Genomic DNA, 23966 nt, shown 5'->3' with positions numbered 1-23966 from the left:
ACGGCGTCCTCTACGGTGTGGACGTGGTGGAGGAACGAGGCGAGCTGCCCGCGGTGCACGAGGCGTGGCTGCCACGGGAGCACGCGCTGCACCGCCCGCGGCACGGTGGGCGGCAGCTCACCGCACTGCTGTCCGCCCTGGTCTTCTTCGTGACCCCGACCATGCTGTGGGTGCTGGGCGGGCGGCCTTCGGAGATCGAGAACCACCCGCTGGCCGGCTTACCCGGCATCAGCGAGGGCTGGGGCGTGTTCACCGGCCTGCCGGGATGGGCCACCGACCAGTTGGTGTTCCGCGCGACGGCCATCCAGGCCGCGGACGACATCAGCAGAGCCGTCTTCGGCGAACCCGCCCCACTGGACCAGGGCGGCGGCCCGCCGGCGGGACCGCTTCCCGGCGAAACCCGTCCCGAACCGGAAACCGACCAGCCCGACCCCGGTACCGGGGAGCGTGGCGGCTGGCGTGTGGTCGAGGGCACGGACGGGTGGCTGTACCTCAGCCTCGACTCGGAAGCGAAGTGCGAACCGGCACGGCCGGTGCGGGAGACGGTGCACGGAATGACCGAGCTGCGCCGAGCGGTGGAGGCATCGGGGCGGCAGTTCGTGTTCGTCATCGCACCGGACAAGACGACGATGGTGCCGCAGCATCTGCCGGAACGGTATCCGTACCGCGAGTGCTCCCGAGCGGTGGCAGGAGACTTCTGGCGGCTGCTCACCGGCCGGGGCCGCGCGCTCGACCTGCGCCCGCCGCTGGCCTCGGCCGCGGAGCGGATCGGGCGGCCGGCCTACGCTTCGAACGACACGCACTGGCGGGACGAGGGGTCGATCGTGCTGACCCGTAGCCTCGCCGAGGCCATCCGCCCCGGCATCACCGATGGATGGGTGACGCGGCCCGATGGCACCTACACCGCGCCATCCGACCTGCCGACCGTGCTCGGCAGGCGGGAAGAGAAGACCAACATGCGCTACGAGTTGCGACCGGACGGCCGGACCAACATCCACGGCCCGTACATTCCGGACACCGACACTCCGGTGCGCACGAAGCGGGCTCCGCTGCCCGGCATGGTGGAGAAACCGACGCTGATCTTCGGCGACTCGTTCGTCAACACCTCGTCCAGCTACCTGCCCGCGGCCTTCAGCGATCTCACGATGCTGGCCTACCCTTCGATGAGCGAGCACCTCGACGCGGTGGTCCAGGAGTTCGTCGACGCCGAGGTCGTCGTCGTGCAGAGCGTGGAACGCGCGGTGGCCGGCGGCTGGTTGCCGTATCTGGACGACGCCTTCATCGAACGGGTGCGGGCGGCGATGGCCGCGCGTCCGGTTCGCTGACCTCGGTACGACCCCTGGCCGCGCGGGCGCGGCGATGCGAGATCACCCGGCAGACCAGGTAGATGACGAACGAGATCGCGGTGACGAAGAAACTCACCGGTGCGCCGGGCGCCAGCGAGAGCACGATCCCGCCGACTGCGGCGACCTCGGCGAAGAGCACCGCGAGCAGGGTGGCCCGCCACGGGCTCGCGGTCACCCTGGCCGCAGCCGCCGCCGGGGTGACCATCAGCGCGACCACCAGCAGCGCACCGACGATCTGCACGCCGAGCGAGGTGGATACGCCCACCAGCACCGCGAACACCGGGGAGAGCAGGCGCACCGGCACCCCACGGGCCATCGCGACCCCGGGGTCCACACTGGCGAACAGCAACGGCCGGTAGATCAGCGCGAGCACGAGCAGCACGACCGCGCCCGCGATGACCAGCAGGGTGAAGTCGGTCGTGTCGATCGCCACGATCTGCCCCACCAGGATGCCCAGCCGGTTCGAGGTGCGCTCCGGCACGTACCACAGCAGCAGCACGCCGACGCCGAGCCCGAAGGAGAGGATCACCCCGATCACCGAGTCGCGATCGGACTCCCGGCCGCCGAACACCCCGAACAGCACGGCGGCCACCACCGCGCCCACCAGCGCGCCGTACTGCACCCCGACGCCGATCAGCAGCGCGGCCGCCGCGCCGGTGAACGCCAGTTCGGCGGTGCCGTGCACGGCGAAGGCCATCCTGCGCAGCACGATCAGCGGGCCCAGTACGCCGGCGACCAGGCCGAGTACCGCGGCGGCCAGCAGCGCCGTCTGCACGAAGTCCAGGCCGAGCAGTCGCGCGGTCAGCTCGAGGTCGAAGAACTTATCCATGCTCGCTCATTCAGCTCGCCAGTTCAGGACGCGCGTTCGTCCACGTGATGCGGTTCGTCCTCGCACAGCGCGCTCTGCGCACCGGCGACATGGATCTGGCCGCCGACCCGGAACACCTCGACCCGGGTGGCATACAGCTCGGAGAGCACCGTGGAGTTCATCACCTCGTCCGGAGCACCGATCCGGAAGGCGCCGTTCACCAGGTACAACACCTTGTCCACATAGGACAAAATTGGGTTGATCTCGTGCGTGACGAACAGCACCGCCGTGTTCGCGGACCGCCGGCGCGCGTCGATCAGCTCGCTCACCGCGCGCTGATGCGCGATGTCCAGGGACAGCAGCGGCTCGTCGCAGAACAGCACCTCCGGGTCGCCGACGAGGGACTGCGCGACCCGCAGCCGCTGCTGCTCGCCGCCGGAGAGGGTGCCGACCGGTGCCTTGGCGTAGGACTGCGCGCCGACCGCGTCGAGCGCCTCGGCGACCCGGCGGCGCCGGCGCGCCATGCCCAGCAGCCCCGGCCCCCAGCGGTGCCCGTCCAGGCCGAGCCCGACCAGGTCGGTGCCGCGCAGCGCGAGGCCCTCGTCCAGCACCCGTTGCTGCGGGATGTAGCCCACCCGGTGGTTGGCCCGGCCGGGCGGACGACCGGCCAGCCGCACCGAGCCCTCGGTGAGCGGCTGGAGGCCGAGCAGCACGCGCAGCAGGCTGGTCTTACCGGAGCCGTTCGGTCCCAGCACGGCCACGAACTCACCCGGCTCGACCACCAGATCGAGCCCGGACCACAGGGTGCGGGGGCCGAAGGCGAGCCGGGCCCCGGTGACCTCGATGGCCGGCGGGGTCATGGCGTACCCAGCGCCGCGGACAGTGCGGAGACCTGTTCGCCCATCCACGCAATGTAGCCCTTCTGCCCTTCCGGCAGTGTCTCGGTCACGTCCACCACCGGCACCCCGGCTTCACCGGCCGCGGCCACCACCCGCTCGGTGGCCGGGCTCTCGGTCTGCACGTTGTGCACCACGGCCCGTACGGTCCCGCCGGAGACCAGCCGGTTCATCCGCTCCTGCGCGGCGACCGGCACATCCGTCTCGCTCTCCACGGCCTCGAGGAAGTCCTCGGGGGTCACGTCGGTGGCCCCCGCGGCCTCCAGCAGGTAGTCCGCCACCGGCGCGGTGGCGAGCACCTCGGCGCCCGGCTGCTCGGTGGCGAGGCTTTCCACCTGGCCGGACAACGTGTCCAGCTCGGCATGGAAGGCGGCGGCGTTCCCGGTGAAGGTCGCCTGCTGCTCCGGGCGCAGCTCGCCGAGTTGGGTGGCGACCTGGTCGGCCACCTTGCCCACGGTGGCGAGGTCGTACCAGACGTGCTCGTTCACCCCGGCGTGGCCGTGCTCGTCACCGTGGTCCTGATGCTCGCCGGGTTCCTCGTGCTCCGCGTGCTCTTCCCCCCGCTCCTCCCCGTGCTCTTCCGAGTGCTCTTCCCCGTGCTCTTCCGCACCGGCCTTGCCGGAGATGTCGAAGGCGACCAGCTCGCGGACGTCCGGGGCCTGACCTGCCATCTGGGTGAAGAACTCGTCGTATCCGCCGCCGTTGTAGAGCACGAGATCGGCGTCCTGCACGTCCGCGGCATCCTCCGCGGTCGCCTGGTAGGCATGCGGATCGGCCGCCGGGTCGTCGATCACCGAGGTGACCGAGACGTGCTCGCCGCCCACCGCGGTGACCACGCTCGCCCACACGTTGGTCGAGGCGACCACCGCTATCTTGCCGCTCTCGGCGGAATCGGTTCCGCCCCCGCAGCCGGAAAGTCCCAGCACGAGGGCCGCGATGGCTGAGGTGGCGCCGAGCAGGCGGCCGGTGCGTCGGATCGTCATAGGTGGGCACTCCTGGGCGGTTCGGGGCACGACGGGTAGCTAATGGAAACCGTTGTCGAATTCACTTTACCCCATCGGGTGGACCGCGCCCTGCCCGCCCGTGTCCCGGTGTGCGGAATGTGATCAATGCCGACCATCGTCGGGTGCGGCTTCTGCAATGAGTTCTGAACCGTTACGGTTTGTTCATGGGCCGGCCTATTCGAACCAGGCGCCAGGCGACGCTGGCGTCGCTCGCCGCTGAGCTGGGCGTGTCCAGAACCACCGTGTCGAACGCCTACAACCGGCCCGACCAGCTCTCCCCCGAACTGCGCCGCCGTGTGCTGGAAACCGCGCGCAGGCTCGGGTACCCGGGACCGGACCCGGTCGCCAGGTCGCTGCGCACCCGCAAGGCGGGGGCGGTCGGCCTGTTACTCACCGAGAACCTCTCCTACGCCTTCCGCGACCCGGCCGCCGTCGGCGTGCTGGAGGGACTGGCGCTGGCCTGCGAGGACGCGGGCGTCGGCCTGCACCTGGTGCCGGCGAGCCCCGGCCGGGAGGAGGTCGCCGCCGTGCACAGGGCCGGGGTGGACGGGTTCGTCGTCTACTCCGTCCCCGACGACGACCCGCACCTGGCCGCGGTGCTGTCCCGGCCGGTGCCCACGGTGATCATCGACCAGCCACGCATCGAAGGGGTCGACCGCGTCGGGCCGGACGACGCTAGCGCGATCACCGGGCTGGCGAACCACCTTGTCGAACTGGGCCACCGCCAGATCGGCGTGCTGTGCATGCGGCTGGCCCGGGATCGCAACGACGGCTTCGTCTCCCGGGAACGGCAGTGCGACGCGCACTTCCACGTGCAGCGGACCAGGCTGGCCGCGCTCGCCGAGACCTTCCAGGCGGCCGGCGTGGACTGGTCCACGGTTCCGGTGGTGGAACGGTTCGAGCACACCGTGGACGACGGCGCCTCGGCCGCCCGCCAGTTACTCGATACGCATCCGCAGGTCACGGCGCTGATCTGCACCTCGGACATCCTCGCGCTGGGGGCGCTGGCCGAGGCGGGACGGCGGGACCTGCGGGTGCCTGCCGATCTCACCGTGACCGGGTTCGACGGCATCGCCGAGGCCACCCGCGCCGGGTTGACCACAGTGCACCAACCAGTGCTGGAGAAGGGGCGCTCGGCGGGCCAGTTACTGCTCGCGGCGCACGACCACGTCAACCCGAGGGTCATCACGCTGCCGACCGAACTGCGTCTCGGCACCACCTCGGCGCCGCCGCGGACCGCCGAGGAATTCTGGTTCGGCCCGTGAGGATCGCGCACGCCGTGATGTTCGCGGCATCCGCGTTGCCCGGTTGGTGGATCGCGGGTCCAATAGGTGATCGAAGCTGACTACCGGAAGGTGGCCATGACCGCGATCGACGAACTGCTCAGCCGCAACGCCGAGTTCGGCAACGCCGTACCCGGTGACCGTTCGACTCCGCAGCCCTCACTCCACATCGCGATCCTGACCTGCATGGACGCCCGGATCAGGGTGTTCGAGATCTTCGGCCTTCTGCAGGGCGAGTCGCACGTACTGCGCAACGCGGGGGGTGTGGTCACCGACGACATGATCCGCTCACTCGCGCTCAGCCAGCGCAAGCTCGGCACCCGCGAGGTGCTCATCGTGCAGCACACCGACTGCGGGCTGAACCTGGTCACCGAGGACGGCTTCAAGGACGAGCTGGAGGACGCCACCGGGCTGCGCCCACCGTGGGCGGTCGAGGCGTTCCGGGACGTCAACGACAGCGTGCGGCAGTCGGTGGAGCGGGTTCGGCGCAGCCCGTTCGTTCCGCATACCGACCTGGTTCGCGGGTTCGTGTACGACGTGCACACCGGGAAGCTGACCGAGGCCACCTGACGCGAGGAGCGCCCGCCCGCTCTCCTACCCTGATCGGGTGGCCATCGACCCCGACATCCTGATCGACTGGTTCGCCGAGCAGGGTCGCGACCTGCCGTGGCGACGTGCGGAGTGCACACCATGGGGTGTGCTGGTCAGCGAGATCATGCTGCAGCAGACCCCGGTGGCGCGGGTGCGTCCGGTGTGGGAGGAGTGGCTGGAGCGCTGGCCGCGCCCCTCCGCGCTGGCCGCCGCCGCGCAGGGCGAGGTACTGCGTGCCTGGGGCAAGCTCGGCTACCCGCGCCGCGCGCTGCGGTTGCATGCCGCGGCCGAGGTGATCGCCCGGGACCACGGGGACGTGGTCCCCTCCGACGTCGACACCTTGCTGGCCCTGCCGGGGATCGGCGTGTACACCGCCCGCGCGGTGGCCGCCTTCGGCTACGGCAAGCGGGCGCCGGTGGTGGACACCAACGTCCGGCGGGTGGTCGCCAGGGCGGTGCACGGCGCGGGTGACGCGGGCCCGGCATCCAACACCAGGGACCTCGCCGACGTGGAGGAACTGCTGCCGGATCGGGACGCACCGGCGGCGAGCTTCTCCGCCGCCCTGATGGAGCTCGGCGCGCTGGTCTGCGTGGCCCGTGGCCCCCGCTGCGCCGACTGCCCGTTGCACGCGGACTGCGCCTGGCAGCACGCGGGCAGGCCCGCGTACACCGGTCCGGCCAAGCCGGTGCAGCGCTTCGCGGGCACCGACCGCCAGGTGCGTGGGCTACTGCTGGACGTGCTGCGTGGCACCGCGGAGCCGGTGCCGAAGGAGCGGCTGGACCTGGTGTGGTCCAAGGCGGGCCAGCGGGACCGGTGCCTGGACTCGCTGCTGGTCGACGGCCTGGTCGAGCAGACCCCGGACGGTCGCTTCGCCCTACCGGGTGAGTACTGACCGGCTCCACTCGTAGTTGGTGAACTGTTGTCCCGAGCGTGTCCTCGGGCTACCGTCCATGCGTGCATCCCTGCTGATGAATATCTGCGCATAACCTCATAAAGCCGATCTGGGCGGGTGGCTCTCCGCATGCGGCTCGCCCCTTGTCGAGGGAGATCGCCATGGCTGACCGGCCCGGTTTCGACCGCAGGTCCCTGTTCAAGGGCGGGCTGACGCTGACCGCCGCCACCGCGCTGGCCGGGTTGCCGGGGCACTCGGCCGCCGCGGTGCGGGGCCGCTATCCCGCCCCACTGATCTACAGCACCGATGACTGGGAGGCCAGGCCGCCACGCTGGCCGGTCACCGTGGAGAACCACCGGCCGACCTACATCGTGGTGCACCACACCGTGGATCCCGGCAACACCGACGACTTCTCGAGGGAACGGGCGTTCTGGATGTCGCGGTCGATCCAGAACTTCCACATGGACACCCGCGGCTGGATCGACAGCGGCCAGCAGTTCACCAACAGCCGGGGCGGCTACATCACGGAGGGCAGGCACCGCAGCCTGGAGATCCTGCGCGGCGGCGCCCGGCACGTGCAGGGCGCCAACGTCGGCGGGCACAACAGCGAGGTCATCGGCATCGAGAACGAGGGGCTCTACGTCGATGTGGACGTCCCGCAGGCGTTGTGGGACTCGCTGGTCGAACTGGTGGCCTACATGGCGGACCAGTACGGGGTGTCCACGGCGAACATCAAGGGTCACCGCGACTTCAACTCCACGCAGTGTCCTGGCGACGTCCTCTACGCCAGGCTGCCCGAGCTACGCGGGGCGGTCGCCGACGAGCTGGACGTGCCGGTGCTCGATCCGCCTGAGTGGCCGCTGCTCAAGCCCGGCGACACCGGAAGGCCGGTGCTGGCGGCGCAGCACCTGCTGCGGGCCCGGGGCGCGCGTGACGTGCCCACCGACGGGGTGTTCGGGCCCGCGACCGGCGCCGCCGTGGACCGACTCGCCCGTTCCGCCGGGGTGGCCCGGCACACCTGCCACGCGGGTGCGCATGCCGACGAGCGGGGCCTGCTCGGCGCCGATCTCTGGCCGCTGCTCACCACCACGGCCGCCCCGGGAACCGGCAGCGAGGCCGCCCGCGCCGCCGCCGTACTCACCGAGACCGCGGGCACCCGCGTCACCACCCTGCACCCACCGGACTGGAAACCCCTGCTCGCCAACTAGCGGTGGAGCAGGTGGGAGAGGAAGGCCTCGACGGCGCCGCGGTACTCGTGGGGCGCGTCATCGTGCACGACGTGCCCGGCACCATCCACGCGTACGTGCCGGGCACCGCCGGGAATGCGGGCGGCGAGCTCCGTCTGCTGGCCGGTGGGCATGGCGGTGTTCCCCGCCTCGACCACCAGCGCCGGACACTTGACACCATCCACATAGGACCAATAGTCGCGGCGGCCCCACTCGGCCGCGATCCGGTACAGGTTCTCCAGATCGGCCATCAGGTGATAACCGTCGGCCCGCTCGACCACGCACTCCGCGAAGTAGTCCCCGGTGCTGCCGAAGAACTCCCGCACATGCGCGAGGGACTGGAACGGCACCGGCCAGGACTCGAAGTAACCGCGCCAGGCATCGACGGTCCGCCCCCGCTGGTCCGGAGCCATGTCCTCGACCACGATCCCCCGCACCAGCGCCGGATGGGTCGCGGCGAGCACCCACGCGTGCAGCCCGCCCATCGAGTGCCCGATCACCACCGCGGGCCCGGCGTCCAGCTCACCGATCACCTCGGCGACATCGGCCACGAACTCCTCGGTCCGCCAGCTACCCGGCCGGCGCAACCGCCCGTGCCCGCGCGCGTCCAGCCCGAGGACCCGCCCGTACGCGGTGAGCCAGCGCGCCACCGACCACCAGGTACGTGCCCGGCCCATCAGCCCGTGCAGCAACACGATCGGCTGACCGGTGCCACCGAACTCAACCACGTCCTCACGCCTGTCCACCTAAGCTCCGTCCATGCTCAACGGCCGCATACGAACCCTGCTGCTGTGCGGTCTGACCTGCACCCTAGTGGCGTGCACGGGGAGCGAGCCCGCGCCGCCCGCCCGGCAGACCGGTACCGATCCGGCGCCCGGAGCCGCCGGCGCCGGTGATCCCTACTACCCCGCCGATGGCAACGGCGGTTACGACGCCCTCGGTTACGAGGTCTCGGTCCGCTACGAGCCCGCGGCCAACCGGCTGCGCGGCGACACGGTGCTCACCGCGACGGCGACCAAGGACCTCAGCCGGTTCAACCTCGACCTGCGCGGGTTCGAAGTGGAGTCGGTGCGGGTGAACGGCCGGCCGGCGGAGTTCCGCAGGGAGGGCGAGTTCGAGCTGGTGATCAGCCCGGCACGGGCGCTCGCCGAAGCCGAGACCTTCCAGGCGCGCATCCGCTACGGCGGCGCACCCCGGGCCGCAGGCGAGGGCCAGCTGGGCGCGAACGGCTGGCAACGCACCGGAACGGGCGAAGCGTTCGTACTCGGCCAGCCACACTCCGCCGCGTACTGGTACCCGGTCAACGAGACCCCGCGGGACAAAGCCACCTTCCGCCTGGAGGCCACCGTGCCGGAGGGCTGGACCGCGGTGTCGATCGGCAGGGAGATCGGTGCCCGCACGGCGGACGGCTGGACCACCACGACCTGGGAGGAGCGGACCCCGGTGGCGAGCTACCTCACCACCCTGGCGATCGGCCGGTTCACCCTCGAGCGCCGCGACCTGGCCGACGGCACCCCGGTGCTGGACGCCTACGCGCCGGGTGCCGAGGAGCAGCGGGACCTCGGCCGGCGCACCGGCGAGGTCATCGGCTTCCTTGCCGGGAAGTTCGGGCCGTACCCGCAGCGCGCGGCGGGCGGGATCTACCTGGACGAGCGGATCGGGTTCTCGCTGGAGACCCAGGGCAGGCCGGTCTACGCCGAGTGGGCCGACCTGGAGACCGTGGTGCACGAGCTTGCCCACCAGTGGTACGGCAACTCGGTTTCGGTGCGGTCCTGGTCGGACATCTGCCTCAACGAATGCCTCGCCAGCTACGCCCAGTGGCTGTGGCTCGAGGAGCAGCGGGGCGAGGACCTGGACGCCCGGTTCCACCGGATCGTCGAGCGCACCAGGAACGACGACGAGTTCTGGTCGCCCAAGCTGCACGAGATGGGAGCGGGCAACGAGTTCGAGGGCGTCTACGACAAGGGCCCACTGGCGATCCACGCGTTACGCAGGAAGATCGGCGAGGAGGCCTTCGCGAGGGTGCTCCCGGAATGGGCGGCCGAGCACCGCGAAGGCAACGCGAGCTGGCCGGAGTTCGAACGGTTCGTCACCGAGATCTCGGGCCAGGAGCTGGACGCGTTCTTCGCTGCCTGGTTCCGCGGTACCGGGATCCCGCGAAGGGCGCGGTTGTTTCCCGGATCCTTGGGTGGCTGAGTCCCTGTTCCTAAACGCGCGACACGATCGACTCGGCGGGGCTCAGACTGGACCACACTCGTCTCGTCCGCAGGTGAGACGCCCCGCCTCCCCGCTCGTGGGCTACGCCGCGCGCGTTCCCCACTCGTTCGGGTGGCCAAGTCCAGTTCAGGCGCAAGCTCCGAGCAGCGTCTCTGCCGTACCCTGACCGCATGGCTGTGGTGAAGATCAACGCTATCGAGGTGCCCGAGGGGGCCGGGCCGGAGCTGGAGAAGCGCTTCGCGGCGCGGATGAGCGCGCTGGACGCCGAGCCCGGTTTCCTCGGGTTCGAACTGCTCCGCCCGGTCGCGGGGGAAACCCGCTACTTCGCCTACACCCGCTGGGAGACCGAGGAACACTTCCAGGCCTGGATGGCGGGACCGGCCAAGGAGGCGCACGGCGGGCACGGCAAGCCGGTGGGCACCGGCTCCGGCCTGCTCGAGTTCGAGGTGGCGGTACGCAGCGAGCCGAAGCAGGCACCGGAAACCCCGTGAGCGAGGCCGAACTCGCCCGCGCCGCCGAGCTGATCGCGGGCGCCGACGCGCTGCTGGTGTGCGCGGGCGCGGGGATGGGCGTCGACTCCGGCCTGCCGGACTTCCGCGGGGACGAGGGGTTCTGGCGGGCGTACCCGCCCTACGCGCGGCTGGGCATCAGTTTCGTCGAGCTGGCCGATCCGGACCATTTCGCCTCCGATCCGGAGCTGGCGTGGGGTTTCTACGGGCACCGCCTCGGGCTTTACCGGGAAACCGTGCCACACCACGGTTTCCACCTGCTGCGCGAATGGGGCGCGCGCACCGCGGGCGGAGCATGGGTATTCACCTCCAATGTGGACGGTCAGTTTCAGCGGGCGGGATTTCCCGCGGACCGGGTGGCCGAAGTACACGGGTCGATTCACCACCTGCAATGCCTGGAACGGTGCCGGGAGGAGATCTGGCCCGCCGGCGACGTCGAGGTCGAGGTGGACGAGGCCAGTATGCGGGCGCGGCGCCCACTGCCGGCCTGCCCCGAGTGCGGCGGCCTCGCCCGGCCGAACATCCTGATGTTCGGTGACTACGACTGGCTGGGGCAACGCAGCCAGCGGCAACTCGACCGGTTACAGGAATGGCGGCGCGACCACCGGGCGGCCGTGGTGCTCGAACTCGGCGCGGGTACCGCGGTGCCGACCGTGCGCAGGCAGGCCGAGCTGGCCAGCGCGGGCACCGGCGCGCTGATCCGGATCAACCCCCGCGAGCCCGAGGTGCGGCACGGGCGGGGTATCGAACTTCCGTTGCCGGCGCTGGACGCGCTGTCCCGCATAGCCGAGCTGCTGCGCTGAACGCGGCACTTACCTCAAGCCGCTCAGTCCAGTTCACGAACAGCCTGCCAGCACCCAGCCGACCTCGTGGTCGGCCAGCGCCCGCAGCATGGCGGGCAACTGCGGCGGTGGCCGGGAAAGCGGATCGAGCACCCGGCGAGGTTACCCGGCCTGCGGCCGATCAGGCCGGTAGTTGCAGCCGCGCGTACACCGCGTCGTGGTCGGTGCCTGGCACGTCGAACACCCGGTAGTCGCGCACGGCCAGCCGCTGGTCCACCAGGACGTGGTCGATGGTCACCGGCGGCGGGAAGAGACCTTCCGGCCAGGTCGGGGTGAGACCGGAACCGGTCTCCTCCCCCGCGTCCCGGTAGCCCTCGCCGAGCACCCGGCGAAACGCGGCGTGGTCCAACGTGGCGTTGAAGTCACCGGCCAGTATCCGGGCCGTGCCGCGCGGATCGGTGGCGGGCAGCCCGGCCAGCGCGTCCCGCCAGTCCGGGTAGGAGTACGTCGGCGGCACCGGGTGCACCGCGACCACCTCGACCCCACGGCCACCCGGCAGGCTCACCCGCGCGCTGGGCTGGGCCAGCAGGGCGGGCCGGGCCAGTCCCAACCGCCGCAACGGGTGCCGGGAAACCAGCCCCGAGCCGGCGCCGGACCGCCCAGGCCGCAGCACCCGGTACGGCAGCGGCGTGAACAGTCCGGCCTCGGCGAGCCGGGGCACCGCTTCCGGGGTCAGCTCGAGCAGGTTGAGCACATCGACCTCGTGCGCACGTACCAGCTCGACCAGTCGCTCGGCGTCCGCGTGCCCGTAGTACAGGTTCACCGCGAGCACCCGCAGTGTGGGTCCGGCGGCCACCGGTTGCGCGGCGGGAGTCAGCCTCGGCAGCAGCGACACCAGCAGCCCGGCCGCGAGAGCCAGCACGACAGCACCGGTCCACCAGCGGCGCAGCAGCAGCGCGAGCCCGCCGAGCACGAACCCGGCGAGCGCCGCATAGGGCAGCAACGCCAGCGCGGACGCGGTGTGCTTACCGCCGTCCACCCCGAGCACGCGGAATCCGGCCAGCATCACGAGCGGGGAGGCGGCGAGAAGTAGCAACACCGTGACAACACGTGTTCGCGGAGTGGTCCGCGCCGAATCGAGCACGCCGCCAGTCTGCCGGAACCCCCGCCACCAGCGACATGCCAGCGCGCTGTGCGGTGGCTGCCAGCGAGTGGGCGCAAGCTTGGGGCAGACAGGAGGGAGGACCCATGACGAACGCGATCCAGGCCGAGGGCCTGGTGAAGAGGTTCGGGGAGACCACCGCGCTGGCCGGGGTGGATCTCGAGGTGCCGACCGGCAAGGTGGTCGGTGTGCTCGGGCCGAACGGCGCGGGAAAGACCACCGCGGTCCGGATTCTGGCCACCTTGCTGAAACCGGACGCCGGCCGGGCCACGGTCGGCGGCTACGACGTGCAGCGCGATCCGGTCAGCGTCCGCGGGCTGATCGGACTAACCGGGCAGTACGCCTCGGTCGACGAGGACCTCACCGGCGCGGAGAACCTGCGGCTGCTGGCCAGGCTGTTGGACTTCTCCAGGGCGGCGGCGCGGACCCGCGCCGCCGAGTTGCTGGAGCGATTCGAGCTGACCGACGCGGGTTCCCGCCCGGTCCGTACCTACTCCGGCGGCATGCGGCGCCGGATCGACCTCGCGGCGAGCCTGGTCGGCAGGCCACGGGTGCTCTGCCTGGACGAACCGACGACCGGGCTGGACCCGCATGCCCGCAACGAGGTGTGGGAGGTGGTCCGCCGGCTGGTCGAGGACGGGGTCACGGTGCTGCTGACCACGCAGTACCTGGAGGAGGCCGACCAGCTCGCCGATCGGATCACCGTGTTCGACCACGGCCGGGTGGTCGCCGATGGCAGGCCGGACGAGCTCAAGCGCCGGGTCGGCGGGCAGACCATGCAGGTACGGCCGTCCGTGCGCGGCGACCTGGAGGCGGTGGAGCGCATCGTCACCGAGCTGACCGGGGCGCGGCCGGCCAGGGACGCCGACGCCGGGCTGCTCACCGCGCCGGTGGACAACCCGGCTCTGCTGGCCGCGCTGGTGCGACGGCTGGACGAGGTGGGTATCACCGCGGACGAGCTGGCGCTGCGGCTGCCCAGCCTGGACGAGGTGTTCCTCGCCCTGACCGGTTCCCGGGCCGAGTCCGCGCGGGCCGACCTGGAAGGGAGCATGGCATGAGCACGATGGCAGCGGGCGCGCCGCCGGCGTACATCGGCCCGGCAAGGGCACTGCGGCACGGGATCTCGCTGGCATGGCGGGGCGCGATCAAGATCAGGAAGAACCCGGAGCAGCTGATCGACGTCACCCTCCAGCCGATCCTGTTCCTGGTGATGTTCGTGTACCTGTTCGGCGGCGCGATCTCCGGCAGCACGGACTCCTACATGCAGTTCCTGGTGCCGGGGCTGATGGTGCAGAACGCCCTGTTCGCCAGCCTTTCCGCTGGGGTGTCCCTGAACACCGACGTGAACAAGGGGGTGTTCGACCGCTTCCGCAGCATGCCGATCGCCCGGTCCGCCCCGCTGGTCGGCGCGGTGCTCTCCGATGTGTTGCGGTACCTGGTCGGCATCGCGGTGCTGCTCGGGTTCGCGGCGGTTCTCGGCTTCCGGATCCACACCGATCCGGTCTCCACCGTGCTGGCCGCGGCGCTGATCATCCTGTTCGGACTGTGCTTCTGCTGGATCGCCGTTTTCGTCGGCATGCTGGTCAAGCAGACCGGGGCGGTGCAGGGCGTGATGGTCGCGCTGGTGATGCCGATCACCTTCGGCAGCAACGTGTTCGTCATGCCGGAGACCATGCCGGGCTGGTTGCAGGCCTGGGCCGAGGTGAGCCCGGTCAGCCTGGCCGCCGACACCATGCGCGGCCTGCTGGACGGCGGAGCAGTCGCCGGACCGATGCTCGGCATGCTGGCCTGGATGGCCGGAATCGTGGCGGTGTTCTTCCCGCTGGCGATGTGGGCCTACCGCAGGCGAGTCACCTGATCACAAACCGAACTCCTCGCTGAGCAGGGTCGTGGCGTCCGCCGTGGACAGGCGGGCGCCACGATCATATGCCTCGGTGTAGGCCGCCTCGCCGAGTGCGGCCGCCAGCTCCGCACCCAGCCGCCGCAGCCGCGGGTTGCCCCGGTCGAAGACCCCACGCACGGCCGCGCTGACGCCGAGCATGGTGGCGGCTCGCTCGGCGTCGCCCTCAAGGGCACACACGCAGGCCAGCATCTCGGTCCCGTTGGCGACGCTCGGCAGATCCCCCCTGCCCAGTGCGGAGGCGAACAGGTCGGTCAGCCTCGCGCGCGCGGTCGCCTGGTCCTGCTCGGCGACCGCAAGCTGTGTCTCCGCCAGCCGCATCCACTCCAGGCCGATCTCCTTGACGAAGGAACTCTCGTCCAGGCTGTGGGCCAGTTGTTCGAGCAGGATCCTGGCCTGCGCGAGGTCGCCGGAGTCCACGGACAGCTCGAGCTTGTGCAGCAACAGCATCAGGTTCAGTTGCTGGTTGTCGCCTGCCTGCGCGGCCCGTTCGGCTTCCCGCATGTCCTTCCAAGCGCCGTCCAGATCACCGGCACGCATCCGCTCCAGCGCCAGCTGCATGGTGTACTGCCACGCCTCGTCCTCGGCGTACAGCTCCCGGACCAGGGTGATGCCCCGCTGGTAGGCCGCGATGGCGCTGGTGTGGTCCCCGGCGAGGGATCGTGCCCTGCCGAGCATGTGCAGGGTCATCGACGCACCGCCCTTGTCCCCCACCGCTTCGAACCCGGCCAGCGCCGCTCGCTGGGCGTGCTCGGCTCCGGCCTGGTCCCCGCGATGGGCCAGCAGGAAGCCGTGCGCCCAGTGCGCGGCCGCGACCTGCCACGGGTCCGCGCTGGAAAGGCCCCGGTTCAGCTCGCGGTCGGCCGCCTCGGCGTCCCCGATGACGAAGGCCGCCATGGGCAGCATGATGACCAGGAAGGCGTAACGTTCGAAAGCTCCGGTGCGCTCACATTCCGCCAGCAAGGGGGACAGATCCGTATCCCGGTCGAAGCCCGGCGCGATGGCGGCAAGGTGGTGCAGCACGCGGAAGGCGGCGCGGGCATGGTCCGGGATCAGGTCGCTCAGCCGCACCAGTTCCGCGCCGAACGTCCCGAGTTGCCGGTAGGACCCCTGCATCACCCAGTGCCAGACCAGCGCGGCGGTCAGCCGGTACGCGACCTCGCCCTCCTCGTTGTCCACCGCCCAGCGCAACGCGGTGAGCAGATTGTCGTGCTCCGCGCGCAGCGTGCCGATCGCCGCGAGTTGCCGGGCGTCCCGCAGCTTCGGGTCCGCGTCCTCGGCCACGGCGAGGAAGTGCCAGGCGAACCGGCGGGCGATCGTGCCGGTCTCCCCTGCCTCGGCCAGCCGCTCGGCCCCGTAGGCCCGCAGCGTCTCCAACATCCGGTACCGCGGCTCGCCGGCCTCCGAACCGGAAGTTTCCACAATGGACTTCTCGGTCAGGGAACCGAGCACGTACAGCACGTCCTCCTCGGCGAGCCGCTCGTCCGCGCACACGGCCTGCACGGCGGACAGGCTCGCGCCGCCGGAGAACAGGGACAGCCGCGCGCCCAGTAACCGCTCCCGCTCGTCCATCAGGTCCCAGCTCCACTCGATCACCGCGCGCAGGGTGCGTTGCCGCGGCAGCGCCGCCCTGCTGCCCGAGGTGAGCAGCCGGAACCGGTCGTCAAGGCGGCCGGCCACCTGCGCCGCGGTCATCGACCGCAACCGGGCGGCGGCCAGCTCCAGCGCCAGCGGCATGCCGTCCAGGCGGCGGCAGATCTCCGCCACCGCCTCGGTGGCCTGGGACAGCTCGAACCCCGGCCGTACCGCGCGGGCCCGGTCGACGAACAGCCGCACCGCGCCGTAACCGGCCGGGTCGGCGCGTTCCGGTGGCACCTCCAGTGGCCCCACCGGGTACAGCGTCTCCCCGGTGATGGCCAGTGGTTCCCTGCTCGTGGCCAGGATCCGCACGCCGTCCGAGCGGCCGAGCAGGTCGTGGGTGAACAGCGCGACGGCCTCGATGAGGTGTTCGCAGTTGTCCAGCACCAGCAGGGACCGGCCGAGGCTGAGCGCCTCCGCGATGCGCGCCACCTGGTCCGGCGCGGCGAGGGAGGTGGTGTCCAGTGCCCGGGTCTCGGCCTGGCCCAGCGCGCTGAGCACGGCTCCCGGCACCGCGTTCCCGTCCCGGACCCCGGCCAGCGAGACGAACCACACCCGCCCGTGCTGATACGCCGGATGCCGTGCGGCGACCTCGGTGGCGAGCCTGGTCTTGCCGGAGCCGCCGGGGCCGATCAGGGTCAGCAGGCGCGAACTCGCCAACCGCTCGGCGACCTGCGACAGCTCCTCCTCCCGCGCGACGAAGCTGGTCAGCCGCGCGGGCAGGTGATCGGCGGCGGGCTGCGCGGGTGGACTCGGGGCGGTGAGTTCCCCTCGCAGCACGGCGAGGTGGGTCTCGGCCAGCTCGGCCGAGGGGTCGATGCCGAGCTCCTCCGCCAGCGCCGCACGGATGCGCTCGTAGGCGGCCAGTGCCTCGGACTGCTTGCCGGCAAGGGCCAGCGCCCGCAGGTACAGCGCGGCGAGGCGCTCCCGTAGCGGATGCTCGGTGACCGCGTCTCCGATGTCGGCGAGAACCTCGGCCTGCCTGCCCTGGCGCAGCCGAACGTCGAACAGGTCCTCCAGCGCGCTCAGCCGCAGCTCGGCCAGCCGGGCCGCGGGTCCCTGGACGAACGCGGCGTCGGCGAGATCCGCGAACGGCGGCCCCCTCCACAGCTCCAGTGCCTCGCCGAGCAGCTGGTCGGCCCGCGCGTAGTCACCGGCCGTCAACGCCCGCCGCCCGCGCGCCGCCAGGGTGTCGAACCGGTGCGTGTCCAGGTCCTCCCGCCCGATCCGGAGCAGGTAGCCGCCACCGTCGGCGTCCAGCTCGGCCTGCCCGGCCAGTGCCTTGCGCAGCCGGGACACCAGGGACTGCAAGGCGTTGGCCGGGTCGGCGGGCGATTCCACCCCCCACAGGTCCGCCACCAGCACCGTGGCGGGCACCGGGCGGGGTGCGTCCAGCGCCAGCCGGGCGAGCAGCAGGCGCAGCCGGACGCCGCCGAGGGTGATCGGGTCACCATCGGCGGTGTGGACCCGCAGCGGGCCGAGCATGGCTACGCGCACCCCACCACAATTCCAGAAAGCCCTGAACGTGCCGATCGAGACGTCAGATGTCGCGAACGGCACGATTGAGACGTCTGACGTCCGGAAAGCCACGTTCAGGGCCCCTCGGGCATACGCAAGGCGCCCACCGGCGGACCGGTGGGCGCCTTGCGCTTGGTTACCTGGTTACTCCTGCTCGGTCTCGCCGCCGGTGTTGTCCTCGCCGCTGGCGGCGCCGACACCGACCGGCGGGGTGTCCGGGACCGGGGTGGGCTTGGCCTCACCGCGGAAGGTGAAGTAGGCGGTGTCGTCCTTGGTGGACTCGCCGTCCCAGCCCTCGACGTCGCAGACGATGATCTGCCCCGGCTCGACCTCGCCGAACAGGATCTTCTCCGACAGCTGGTCCTCGACCTCGCGCTGGATGGTCCGGCGCAGCGGCCGGGCGCCCAGCACCGGGTCGAACCCGCGGCGGGCCAGCAGCTTCTTGGCCCTGTCGGTCAGCTCCAGCACCATGTCCTTGGCCTTGAGCTGGGACTCGAGCCTGGTGACCATCAGGTCCACCATGTCGATGATCTGCTGCTCGGTCAGCTGGTGGAAGACGATGATGTCGTCGATCCGGTTCAGGAACTCCGGCCGGAAGTGCTTCTTCATCTCCTCGTTGACCTTCTGCTTCATCTTCTCGTAGCGGGCGACGCCCTCACTACCGGAAGAGAAGCCGAGGCTCACGGACTTGGAGATGTCCTGCGTCCCGAGGTTGGAGGTGAAGATCAGCACCGTGTTCTTGAAGTCGACCGTACGGCCCTGCCCGTCGGTGAGCCTGCCGTCCTCGAGGACCTGCAACAGCGTGTTGTAGATCTCCTGGTGGGCCTTCTCGATCTCGTCGAACAGCACCACCGAGAACGGCTTGCGCCGCACCTTCTCGGTCAGCTGGCCGCCCTCCTCGTAGCCGACGTAGCCCGGGGGCGCGCCGAACAGCCGGGAGGCGGTGTAGCGGTCGTGGAACTCGCCCATGTCGATCTGGATGAGCGCGTCGTCCTCGCCGAACAGGAAGTTCGCCAGCGCCTTGGACAGCTCCGTCTTCCCCACCCCGGACGGGCCGGCGAAGATGAACGAGCCCGAGGGCCGCTTCGGGTCCTTCAACCCGGCACGGGTGCGGCGGATGGCCTGGGAGACCGACTTGACGGCATCGTCCTGACCGATGATCCGCTTGTGCAGCTCATCCTCCATCCGGAGCAGACGGGTGGTCTCCTCCTCGGTCAGCTTGAACACCGGGATACCGGTCCAGTTGGCCAGCACCTCGGCGATCTGCTCGTCGTCGACCTCGGCGACCACGTCCAGGTCGCCGTCCTTCCACTGCTTCTCCCGCTCGGACTTCTGGCCGAGCAGGGTCTTCTCCTCGTCCCGCAGGCGGGCGGCCCGCTCGAAGTCCTGCGCGTCGATCGCGGACTCCTTGTCCCTGCGCACGTCGGCGATCTTCTCGTCGAACTCGCGCAGGTCCGGTGGGGCGGTCATCCGGCGGATCCGCATCCTGGCGCCCGCCTCGTCGATCAGGTCGATCGCCTTGTCCGGCAGGAACCGGTCGTTGATGTACCGGTCGGCCAGGGTCGCGGCGGAGACCAGGGCACCGTCGGTGATGGAGACCCGGTGGTGCGCCTCGTAGCGGTCCCGCAGGCCCTTGAGGATCTCGATGGTGTGCTCCAGCGAGGGCTCACCGACCTGGATCGGCTGGAACCGGCGCTCCAGCGCGGCGTCCTTCTCGATGTACTTGCGGTACTCCTCGAGCGTGGTCGCCCCGATCGTCTGCAGCTCGCCCCTGGCCAGCATCGGCTTCAGGATCGAGGCCGCGTCGATCGCACCCTCGGCGGCACCCGCACCGACCAGCGTGTGCAGCTCGTCGATGAACAGGATGATGTCCCCGCGGGTCTTGATCTCCTTGAGCACCTTCTTCAGGCGCTCCTCGAAGTCACCGCGGTAGCGCGAGCCCGCCACCAGGGAGCCCAGGTCGAGGGTGTAGAGCTGCTTGTCCTTCAGCGTCTCCGGTACCTCGCCCTTGACGATGTTCTGGGCCAGGCCCTCGACCACGGCGGTCTTGCCGACGCCGGGCTCGCCGATGAGGACCGGGTTGTTCTTCGTCCGGCGGGACAGCACCTGCATGACCCGCTCGATCTCCTTGTTGCGCCCGATGACCGGGTCGAGCTTGCCCTCCCGCGCGGAAGCGGTGAGGTTACGGCCGAACTGGTCCAGCACCAGCGAGGAGGACGGGGTGCCCTCGCCGCGGCCGCCGCCGGCCTCGGCCGGCTCCTTGCCCTGGTAGCCGGACAGCAGCTGCAGCACCTGCTGGCGCACCCGGTTCAGGTCCGCGCCCAGCTTGACCAGCACCTGCGCGGCCACGCCCTCACCCTCACGGATGAGGCCGAGCAGGATGTGTTCGGTGCCGATGTAGTTGTGGCCGAGCTGCAGTGCCTCCCGCAGGGACAGCTCGAGCACCTTCTTCGCGCGCGGTGTGAACGGGATGTGCCCGCTCGGCGCCTGCTGGCCCTGACCAATGATTTCCTCGACCTGCTGGCGCACGCCCTCGAGGGCGATACCCAGCGACTCCAGCGCCTTCGCGGCGACACCCTCACCCTCGTGGATCAAACCCAGCAGGATGTGCTCGGTGCCGATGTAATTGTGGTTGAGCATCCTGGCCTCTTCCTGAGCCAGCACAACCACCCGCCTCGCGCGGTCGGTGAACCTCTCGAACATTCCCACTCCCTCGACTGCTGCGTCGGCGGCCCGATCTCACCGTGATCGTCGAAGTCCGACCCTACGGCCTATGTCCGACCGTCGAGGCCGACATCCACGATGAGTTCAGCACCGTAAGACCACTGTAGTAGCCAAGCGAACACGTCGGAGTACCACTGGGGCTGAATCCCCTCCGGGCTGCCCCGCGGCGGCACCACCGCCCGCCTCGCCGTCTCGTGCTTTTTCGCTGGCCGTTGACTCTTTGCACAACGACCTGGGCCGGGACGGGATTCCGGCGCGCGGGGCTGTCCGCTGACCGCGAACACCGATCGACCCAGAGTTCGCACGATCGGGTACCCGGCTGGCGAATTCGCCGACTCCATGTAAGGTAAGGCAGACCTAATCACCTGGATGGAGCAGGGGGGTGCCGCTTGCGGGTACAGCAGGTCGTTCGTGATGCTCGCCACACCGGGCAGGCGTGTCCCGGCGCCGGCGGCCTCGCCGACTCCCTGCGCCGGGTGGACGAGCTGCAGTCCAGGATCGAGCTCAGGACCGGCCGGCCCGGGGACGGGCGCTGGCGCCGCTGCTGCGACCTGCTGGAAACGCCGTACCTGTTCACCAGGTGGCGCGCCGACCTCGCGACCTGGCTGTCCGCGCGGCACGGCGTCGCACCCGCGCGGACCACGGCCAGCTATGTCGCCTCCTGGTACCTGCGGGTTCCCGCCTACGTGGGCGCGTTGCTCCTGCATCACGAACGGCGGGTGCCCGCCCTCCGGCCGGAGGAGCTCACCCTGCGGGTCGCCGCCGAGGGCAGGCCGAACCCGGACGGCGTCGCCGTGCTCGGGGAGTCCTTCTACTGCCTGCCGTCCGACCCCGGCTCGGCGCTGCCGGAGGCGACCGTGGTGGCCGACGACCGCGCGCTGGCCGCCGTGCTGCGGGCGCGCTACACGGCGCATGCCGCCCGGTTCGTGCAGGCCTACCGCGAGGTCAGCCCGCTCGGTCCGCGCGCGCTGTGGGCGGCGGCGACCGACGCGCTGGACAGCTGCCTGTGGTGGGCCGGGCTGGACGGCGGCGACGAGGGCTCCGGGGTGGCCGATGCCGCGCTGGTGCTCGAGTCCCGGTTCGCGCCGCTGACCTCGGCGTCCACCCTGTGCACGGTCGCGGCCACGGACGGGCACCGGGAGTGGACCCGGAGCAGGGAGAGCTGCTGCTTCTCCTACCTGCTGCCGGAGCGGGCCGAATGCGCGGGTTGCCCTCGCGTGCGCGGGGACGGCCGGTGCCGAGCGCGCAAACCGCCCCTGGACGGGTTCGCCTTCCCCTGAGCTCGGGCTCGATGATCACCCGCCGGATGCGCGGCACGGTGACCGGGCCGGCCACCGTGCAGGACTTCCGGATCCGGTGCCGGACCTCGAAGGCCGGCGCACCTTCTTGAACACTGGTCAACCGGTCAGGGGCGCCGCCCGGTGAGACCGAGCGTGCGCTCCAGCGCGGAGGCGGCGGGGCCGACCTCGACCGGTTCCCCGAACACCCCGTACGCTCTGCCCTGCTCGGCCAGCCCGCCCACGGCCACGAGCGCGGCCTCGGCGACCTCCGGCGGGCACCGGAACGGCTGCCCGGTCGCCACCGCGAGGTCCCAGCCGTGCACCACCAGCTCGCACAACACCATCGAACCGACCATCGACGCGGGCAGCCGGGTGCCTCCTGCCTTTGCTCCCCCGGCCCGCGATGCTCGGCCGTCGTCGCCTCCGGCACTCATCTCCGTCGTACCCTCCCAGGCCCGCGGGCTGCCGAGCGCCGTGGCCAGCTTGTCGGCCGCCCCGGCAAGCCGGTCCCGCCATTCGCCGGTCACCAGGTCCGCGGCCTCCTCCCCGCCGTCCGGCGGCGGCGCGGGCAGCCGGCGCGCGGCCGCGCTCAGCCGGGGCGCCCAGTACAGCAGGTGATTGAGCAGTCCACGCAGGTCGTAGTGTGCGCGGGGGGTCGGTGCGGCCAGCCGTTCGGTCGGTACTCCGCGTACCACCGCACGGAAGGCGCCGGCGGCACCGTTCATCGCGGATGCGAGTTCAGACATGGCCCTATCCCGCCACAGGCGCCGACCGGAGGTCTTGAAAAAAGGCGTCAGCGCCTGATCAGGCACGGTCTAGCCTGTGCTCCGTGGCAGGTCATCGGGTTCCGCGGGGAGTACTGCGGGAACAGCGCGCCGGCGAGACGTTCGAGCTCAGCAGGCACGAACCCGGCACGGCGCTGCACCCGTTCGTGCAGTACTACTGGATCGTGCGCTGGGACCTGCGCGGCCGGCCGCCCTACCGGCAGCGGGTGCTGCCGAATCTTTCGGTGCATGCCGCGTTCAGCCGGCACGCATCGGGCGTGTTCGGGCCGGGAAAGGGGAACTTCGAGTACCTGCTACACGGCAGGGACCAGGTTCTCGGCGTGCGATTCCGGCCGGGTTGCTTTCGACCGTTCCTCGGCAGGCCGGTATCGACGATCGCGGGCACCTCGGTCCGGCTCGCCGAGGTACTCGGCCCGGCCGCCGACGGCACCCAGGAGGCCATCCTGGCGGCCGATAACACCACGGATATGGCCGGGCTCGCGGACGCCCTGCTTTCGGCGAGGGTGCCGGAGCTCACCGCCACGGCCCGGCGCGCGATCGGCCTGGTGGAGACGATCGCCGCGGACCCGGCGATTACCAGGGTGGACCGGCTGAGCGGGGTGGCCGGGATCTCGGTCCGCACCCTCCAGCGGACCTTCGACAACCACGTCGGCGTGAGCCCGAAGTGGGCTATTCGCGTCTACCGGCTGAACGATGCGGCGCAGCGAGTCGCCAGGGCCGGCGCTACCGAGGCAATCGATTACGCGGCATTGGCCGCCGAACTGGGCTACAGCGATCAAGCCCACTTCACCCGCGATTTCACCGCCACGGTCGGCAGCCCACCAGCCACCTATGGCAGGGAGTGAGTGACCCCATCAAGATTTTCGATGAGTTCCACTGCGACGTTCCGGCGATGTTCCGGGCCGCGGGGATTCCCGGCGACCCGGAACTCGAGTCGCCTCAGTTCTTCTTGTGGTAGGCCTCCACGACCTCGGACGGGATACGACCACGGTCCGAGACCTGAAAACCATTCTTGCGGGCCCAGGCCCGAATCGCCTGGTTCTGCTCACGATCGACCGACGCGGGCCGGGCAGCGGCCACCTTCGCGGACGCCCGGGTGCCGGTGCGCTTGCGGCCACCGGCACGCCGCGCGTGTTCTACGTACTGCGCCAGCGCATCCCGCAGTTCCTCGGCATTGTCGGAGGACAAATCGATCTGGTAGCTCACTCCATCCAGACCGAACTCAACCGTCTCCTCGGCCTCGGAACCATCCAGATCGTCCACCAGTGAGACGAGCACCTTCTGCGCCATCTGTTTCCTCCTGTTTGCGCTGGCGATTGATCGCAGTAGGTACCCACACGCTCCACGCGACCCAGCCAGAAGCCTTCAACTACGACATTAATACCCGTTGAAGCGACTAAACGCA

The 23966-nt window shown here is 70.8% G+C and carries 21 protein-coding genes; 12 read left to right on the top strand and 9 right to left on the bottom strand.

Annotated features, from left to right (window positions below; all coding sequences use genetic code 11):
• Positions 1–23: 23 nt before the first annotated feature.
• Complete coding sequence (locus tag FB471_RS21500) at positions 24–1325, top strand: alginate O-acetyltransferase AlgX-related protein (RefSeq protein WP_342779455.1); 1302 nt, start codon at positions 24–26, stop codon at positions 1323–1325.
• Here the strand turns inward: FB471_RS21500 and FB471_RS21495 are convergent.
• Genes FB471_RS21495 through FB471_RS21485 form a run of 3 tightly spaced genes read right to left on the bottom strand, consistent with a single transcriptional unit; the run spans position 1279 to position 4033 of the window.
• Positions 1279–2175: a metal ABC transporter permease gene (locus tag FB471_RS21495; protein WP_142000204.1), complete on the bottom strand. Its 897-nt coding sequence runs from the start codon at positions 2173–2175 to the stop codon at positions 1279–1281. The genes FB471_RS21500 and FB471_RS21495 overlap by 47 nt on opposite strands.
• Positions 2176–2198: 23 nt before the next feature.
• On the bottom strand, positions 2199–3014 hold the full coding sequence (locus tag FB471_RS21490) for a metal ABC transporter ATP-binding protein (RefSeq protein WP_142000203.1): 816 nt from the start codon (positions 3012–3014) through the stop codon (positions 2199–2201).
• On the bottom strand, positions 3011–4033 hold the full coding sequence (locus FB471_RS21485; RefSeq protein WP_142000202.1) for a metal ABC transporter solute-binding protein, Zn/Mn family: 1023 nt from the start codon (positions 4031–4033) through the stop codon (positions 3011–3013). Before FB471_RS21485 ends, FB471_RS21490 begins: the two co-directional genes overlap by 4 nt.
• 185 nt (positions 4034–4218) lie before the next feature.
• Here FB471_RS21485 and FB471_RS21480 point away from each other — a divergent pair, with 185 nt between their 5' ends.
• The 4 genes from FB471_RS21480 to FB471_RS21465 all read left to right on the top strand — a co-directional run bounded on the left by FB471_RS21480 (position 4219) and on the right by FB471_RS21465 (position 8028).
• A complete protein-coding gene (locus FB471_RS21480) occupies positions 4219–5319 on the top strand; it encodes a LacI family DNA-binding transcriptional regulator (protein ID WP_142000201.1) in 1101 nt (366 codons plus the stop codon).
• A 96-nt stretch (positions 5320–5415) separates the two neighbouring features.
• Positions 5416–5907, top strand: coding sequence for a beta-class carbonic anhydrase (locus tag FB471_RS21475; protein ID WP_142000200.1), 492 nt, complete (start codon positions 5416–5418; stop codon positions 5905–5907).
• 43 nt (positions 5908–5950) lie between these two features.
• On the top strand, positions 5951–6820 hold the full coding sequence (locus FB471_RS35540) for an HhH-GPD family protein (protein WP_425457109.1): 870 nt from the start codon (positions 5951–5953) through the stop codon (positions 6818–6820).
• 161 nt (positions 6821–6981) lie between these two features.
• Positions 6982–8028 carry a peptidoglycan recognition protein family protein gene (locus tag FB471_RS21465; RefSeq protein ID WP_142000198.1) on the top strand — a complete coding sequence of 349 codons (1047 nt, stop codon included), beginning with the start codon at positions 6982–6984 and terminating at the stop codon, positions 8026–8028.
• Here FB471_RS21465 and FB471_RS21460 read toward each other — a convergent pair.
• A complete protein-coding gene (locus tag FB471_RS21460; RefSeq protein WP_142000197.1) occupies positions 8025–8792 on the bottom strand; it encodes an alpha/beta fold hydrolase in 768 nt (255 codons plus the stop codon). The genes FB471_RS21465 and FB471_RS21460 overlap by 4 nt on opposite strands.
• Before the next feature lie 13 nt (positions 8793–8805).
• Between FB471_RS21460 and FB471_RS21455 the strand changes: the two genes are divergently transcribed.
• The 3 genes from FB471_RS21455 to FB471_RS21445 all read left to right on the top strand — a co-directional run bounded on the left by FB471_RS21455 (position 8806) and on the right by FB471_RS21445 (position 11575).
• Positions 8806–10242, top strand: a complete 1437-nt coding sequence (locus tag FB471_RS21455) for a M1 family metallopeptidase (RefSeq protein WP_142000196.1) — start codon at positions 8806–8808, stop codon at positions 10240–10242.
• A gap of 191 nt (positions 10243–10433) precedes the next feature.
• Positions 10434–10754 carry an antibiotic biosynthesis monooxygenase family protein gene (locus tag FB471_RS21450; RefSeq protein WP_142000195.1) on the top strand — a complete coding sequence of 107 codons (321 nt, stop codon included), beginning with the start codon at positions 10434–10436 and terminating at the stop codon, positions 10752–10754.
• The gene (locus FB471_RS21445; protein WP_246076515.1) at positions 10751–11575 is read left to right on the top strand and encodes an SIR2 family NAD-dependent protein deacylase; all 825 of its coding nucleotides are present in this window, start codon (positions 10751–10753) and stop codon (positions 11573–11575) included. Before FB471_RS21450 ends, FB471_RS21445 begins: the two co-directional genes overlap by 4 nt.
• 160 nt (positions 11576–11735) lie before the next feature.
• Here FB471_RS21445 and FB471_RS21440 read toward each other — a convergent pair whose 3' ends face one another.
• The gene (locus FB471_RS21440; protein ID WP_246076514.1) at positions 11736–12653 is read right to left on the bottom strand and encodes an endonuclease/exonuclease/phosphatase family protein; all 918 of its coding nucleotides are present in this window, start codon (positions 12651–12653) and stop codon (positions 11736–11738) included.
• Between the two features lie 149 nt (positions 12654–12802).
• Between FB471_RS21440 and FB471_RS21435 the strand changes: the two genes are divergently transcribed.
• Together FB471_RS21435 and FB471_RS21430 are read left to right on the top strand one after the other, a co-directional pair.
• Positions 12803–13774 carry an ATP-binding cassette domain-containing protein gene (locus FB471_RS21435; protein ID WP_142000194.1) on the top strand — a complete coding sequence of 324 codons (972 nt, stop codon included), beginning with the start codon at positions 12803–12805 and terminating at the stop codon, positions 13772–13774.
• Positions 13771–14574: an ABC transporter permease gene (locus FB471_RS21430; protein ID WP_142000193.1), complete on the top strand. Its 804-nt coding sequence runs from the start codon at positions 13771–13773 to the stop codon at positions 14572–14574. The genes FB471_RS21435 and FB471_RS21430 overlap by 4 nt, the downstream gene beginning before the upstream one ends.
• Here the strand turns inward: FB471_RS21430 and FB471_RS21425 are convergent, their stop codons facing one another.
• A complete protein-coding gene (locus FB471_RS21425) occupies positions 14575–17751 on the bottom strand; it encodes an ATP-binding protein (RefSeq protein WP_142000192.1) in 3177 nt (1058 codons plus the stop codon).
• A gap of 165 nt (positions 17752–17916) precedes the next feature.
• Complete coding sequence (locus FB471_RS21420) at positions 17917–20475, bottom strand: ATP-dependent Clp protease ATP-binding subunit (RefSeq protein ID WP_142000191.1); 2559 nt, start codon at positions 20473–20475, stop codon at positions 17917–17919.
• A 410-nt stretch (positions 20476–20885) separates the two neighbouring features.
• Between FB471_RS21420 and FB471_RS21415 the strand changes: the two genes are divergently transcribed.
• A complete protein-coding gene (locus tag FB471_RS21415; RefSeq protein ID WP_425457077.1) occupies positions 20886–21776 on the top strand; it encodes a (2Fe-2S)-binding protein in 891 nt (296 codons plus the stop codon).
• Between the two features lie 125 nt (positions 21777–21901).
• Here the strand turns inward: FB471_RS21415 and FB471_RS21410 are convergent, their stop codons facing one another.
• Positions 21902–22522: a TIGR03086 family metal-binding protein gene (locus FB471_RS21410; RefSeq protein WP_142000190.1), complete on the bottom strand. Its 621-nt coding sequence runs from the start codon at positions 22520–22522 to the stop codon at positions 21902–21904.
• 83 nt (positions 22523–22605) lie between these two features.
• Between FB471_RS21410 and FB471_RS21405 the strand changes: the two genes are divergently transcribed.
• Positions 22606–23406, top strand: coding sequence for a helix-turn-helix domain-containing protein (locus tag FB471_RS21405; RefSeq protein WP_142000189.1), 801 nt, complete (start codon positions 22606–22608; stop codon positions 23404–23406).
• Between the two features lie 94 nt (positions 23407–23500).
• Here FB471_RS21405 and FB471_RS21400 read toward each other — a convergent pair whose 3' ends face one another.
• Positions 23501–23851, bottom strand: coding sequence for a histone-like nucleoid-structuring protein Lsr2 (locus tag FB471_RS21400; RefSeq protein WP_142000188.1), 351 nt, complete (start codon positions 23849–23851; stop codon positions 23501–23503).
• Between the last annotated feature and the right edge of the window lie 115 nt (positions 23852–23966).

Source organism: Amycolatopsis cihanbeyliensis (assembly GCF_006715045.1).
GTDB classification, from domain to species: Bacteria; Actinomycetota; Actinomycetes; order Mycobacteriales; family Pseudonocardiaceae; genus Amycolatopsis; species Amycolatopsis cihanbeyliensis.
This window is presented reverse-complemented; position numbering and strand designations above follow the sequence as displayed.

Excerpts from the sequence above, each read along its gene's own strand:
- FB471_RS21495 (WP_142000204.1), bottom strand. The coding sequence starts at position 2,175 with ATGGATAAGTTCTTCGACCTCGAGCTGACCGCGCGACTGCTCGGCCTG.
- FB471_RS21490 (WP_142000203.1), bottom strand. The coding sequence starts at position 3,014 with ATGACCCCGCCGGCCATCGAGGTCACCGGGGCCCGGCTCGCCTTCGGC.
- FB471_RS21485 (WP_142000202.1), bottom strand. The coding sequence starts at position 4,033 with ATGACGATCCGACGCACCGGCCGCCTGCTCGGCGCCACCTCAGCCATC.
- FB471_RS21480 (WP_142000201.1), top strand. The coding sequence starts at position 4,219 with ATGGGCCGGCCTATTCGAACCAGGCGCCAGGCGACGCTGGCGTCGCTC.
- FB471_RS21475 (WP_142000200.1), top strand. The coding sequence starts at position 5,416 with ATGACCGCGATCGACGAACTGCTCAGCCGCAACGCCGAGTTCGGCAAC.
- FB471_RS21465 (WP_142000198.1), top strand. The coding sequence starts at position 6,982 with ATGGCTGACCGGCCCGGTTTCGACCGCAGGTCCCTGTTCAAGGGCGGG.
- FB471_RS21455 (WP_142000196.1), top strand. The coding sequence starts at position 8,806 with ATGCTCAACGGCCGCATACGAACCCTGCTGCTGTGCGGTCTGACCTGC.
- FB471_RS21450 (WP_142000195.1), top strand. The coding sequence starts at position 10,434 with ATGGCTGTGGTGAAGATCAACGCTATCGAGGTGCCCGAGGGGGCCGGG.
- FB471_RS21435 (WP_142000194.1), top strand. The coding sequence starts at position 12,803 with ATGACGAACGCGATCCAGGCCGAGGGCCTGGTGAAGAGGTTCGGGGAG.
- FB471_RS21430 (WP_142000193.1), top strand. The coding sequence starts at position 13,771 with ATGAGCACGATGGCAGCGGGCGCGCCGCCGGCGTACATCGGCCCGGCA.
- FB471_RS21420 (WP_142000191.1), bottom strand. The coding sequence starts at position 20,475 with ATGTTCGAGAGGTTCACCGACCGCGCGAGGCGGGTGGTTGTGCTGGCT.
- FB471_RS21410 (WP_142000190.1), bottom strand. The coding sequence starts at position 22,522 with ATGTCTGAACTCGCATCCGCGATGAACGGTGCCGCCGGCGCCTTCCGT.
- FB471_RS21400 (WP_142000188.1), bottom strand. The coding sequence starts at position 23,851 with ATGGCGCAGAAGGTGCTCGTCTCACTGGTGGACGATCTGGATGGTTCC.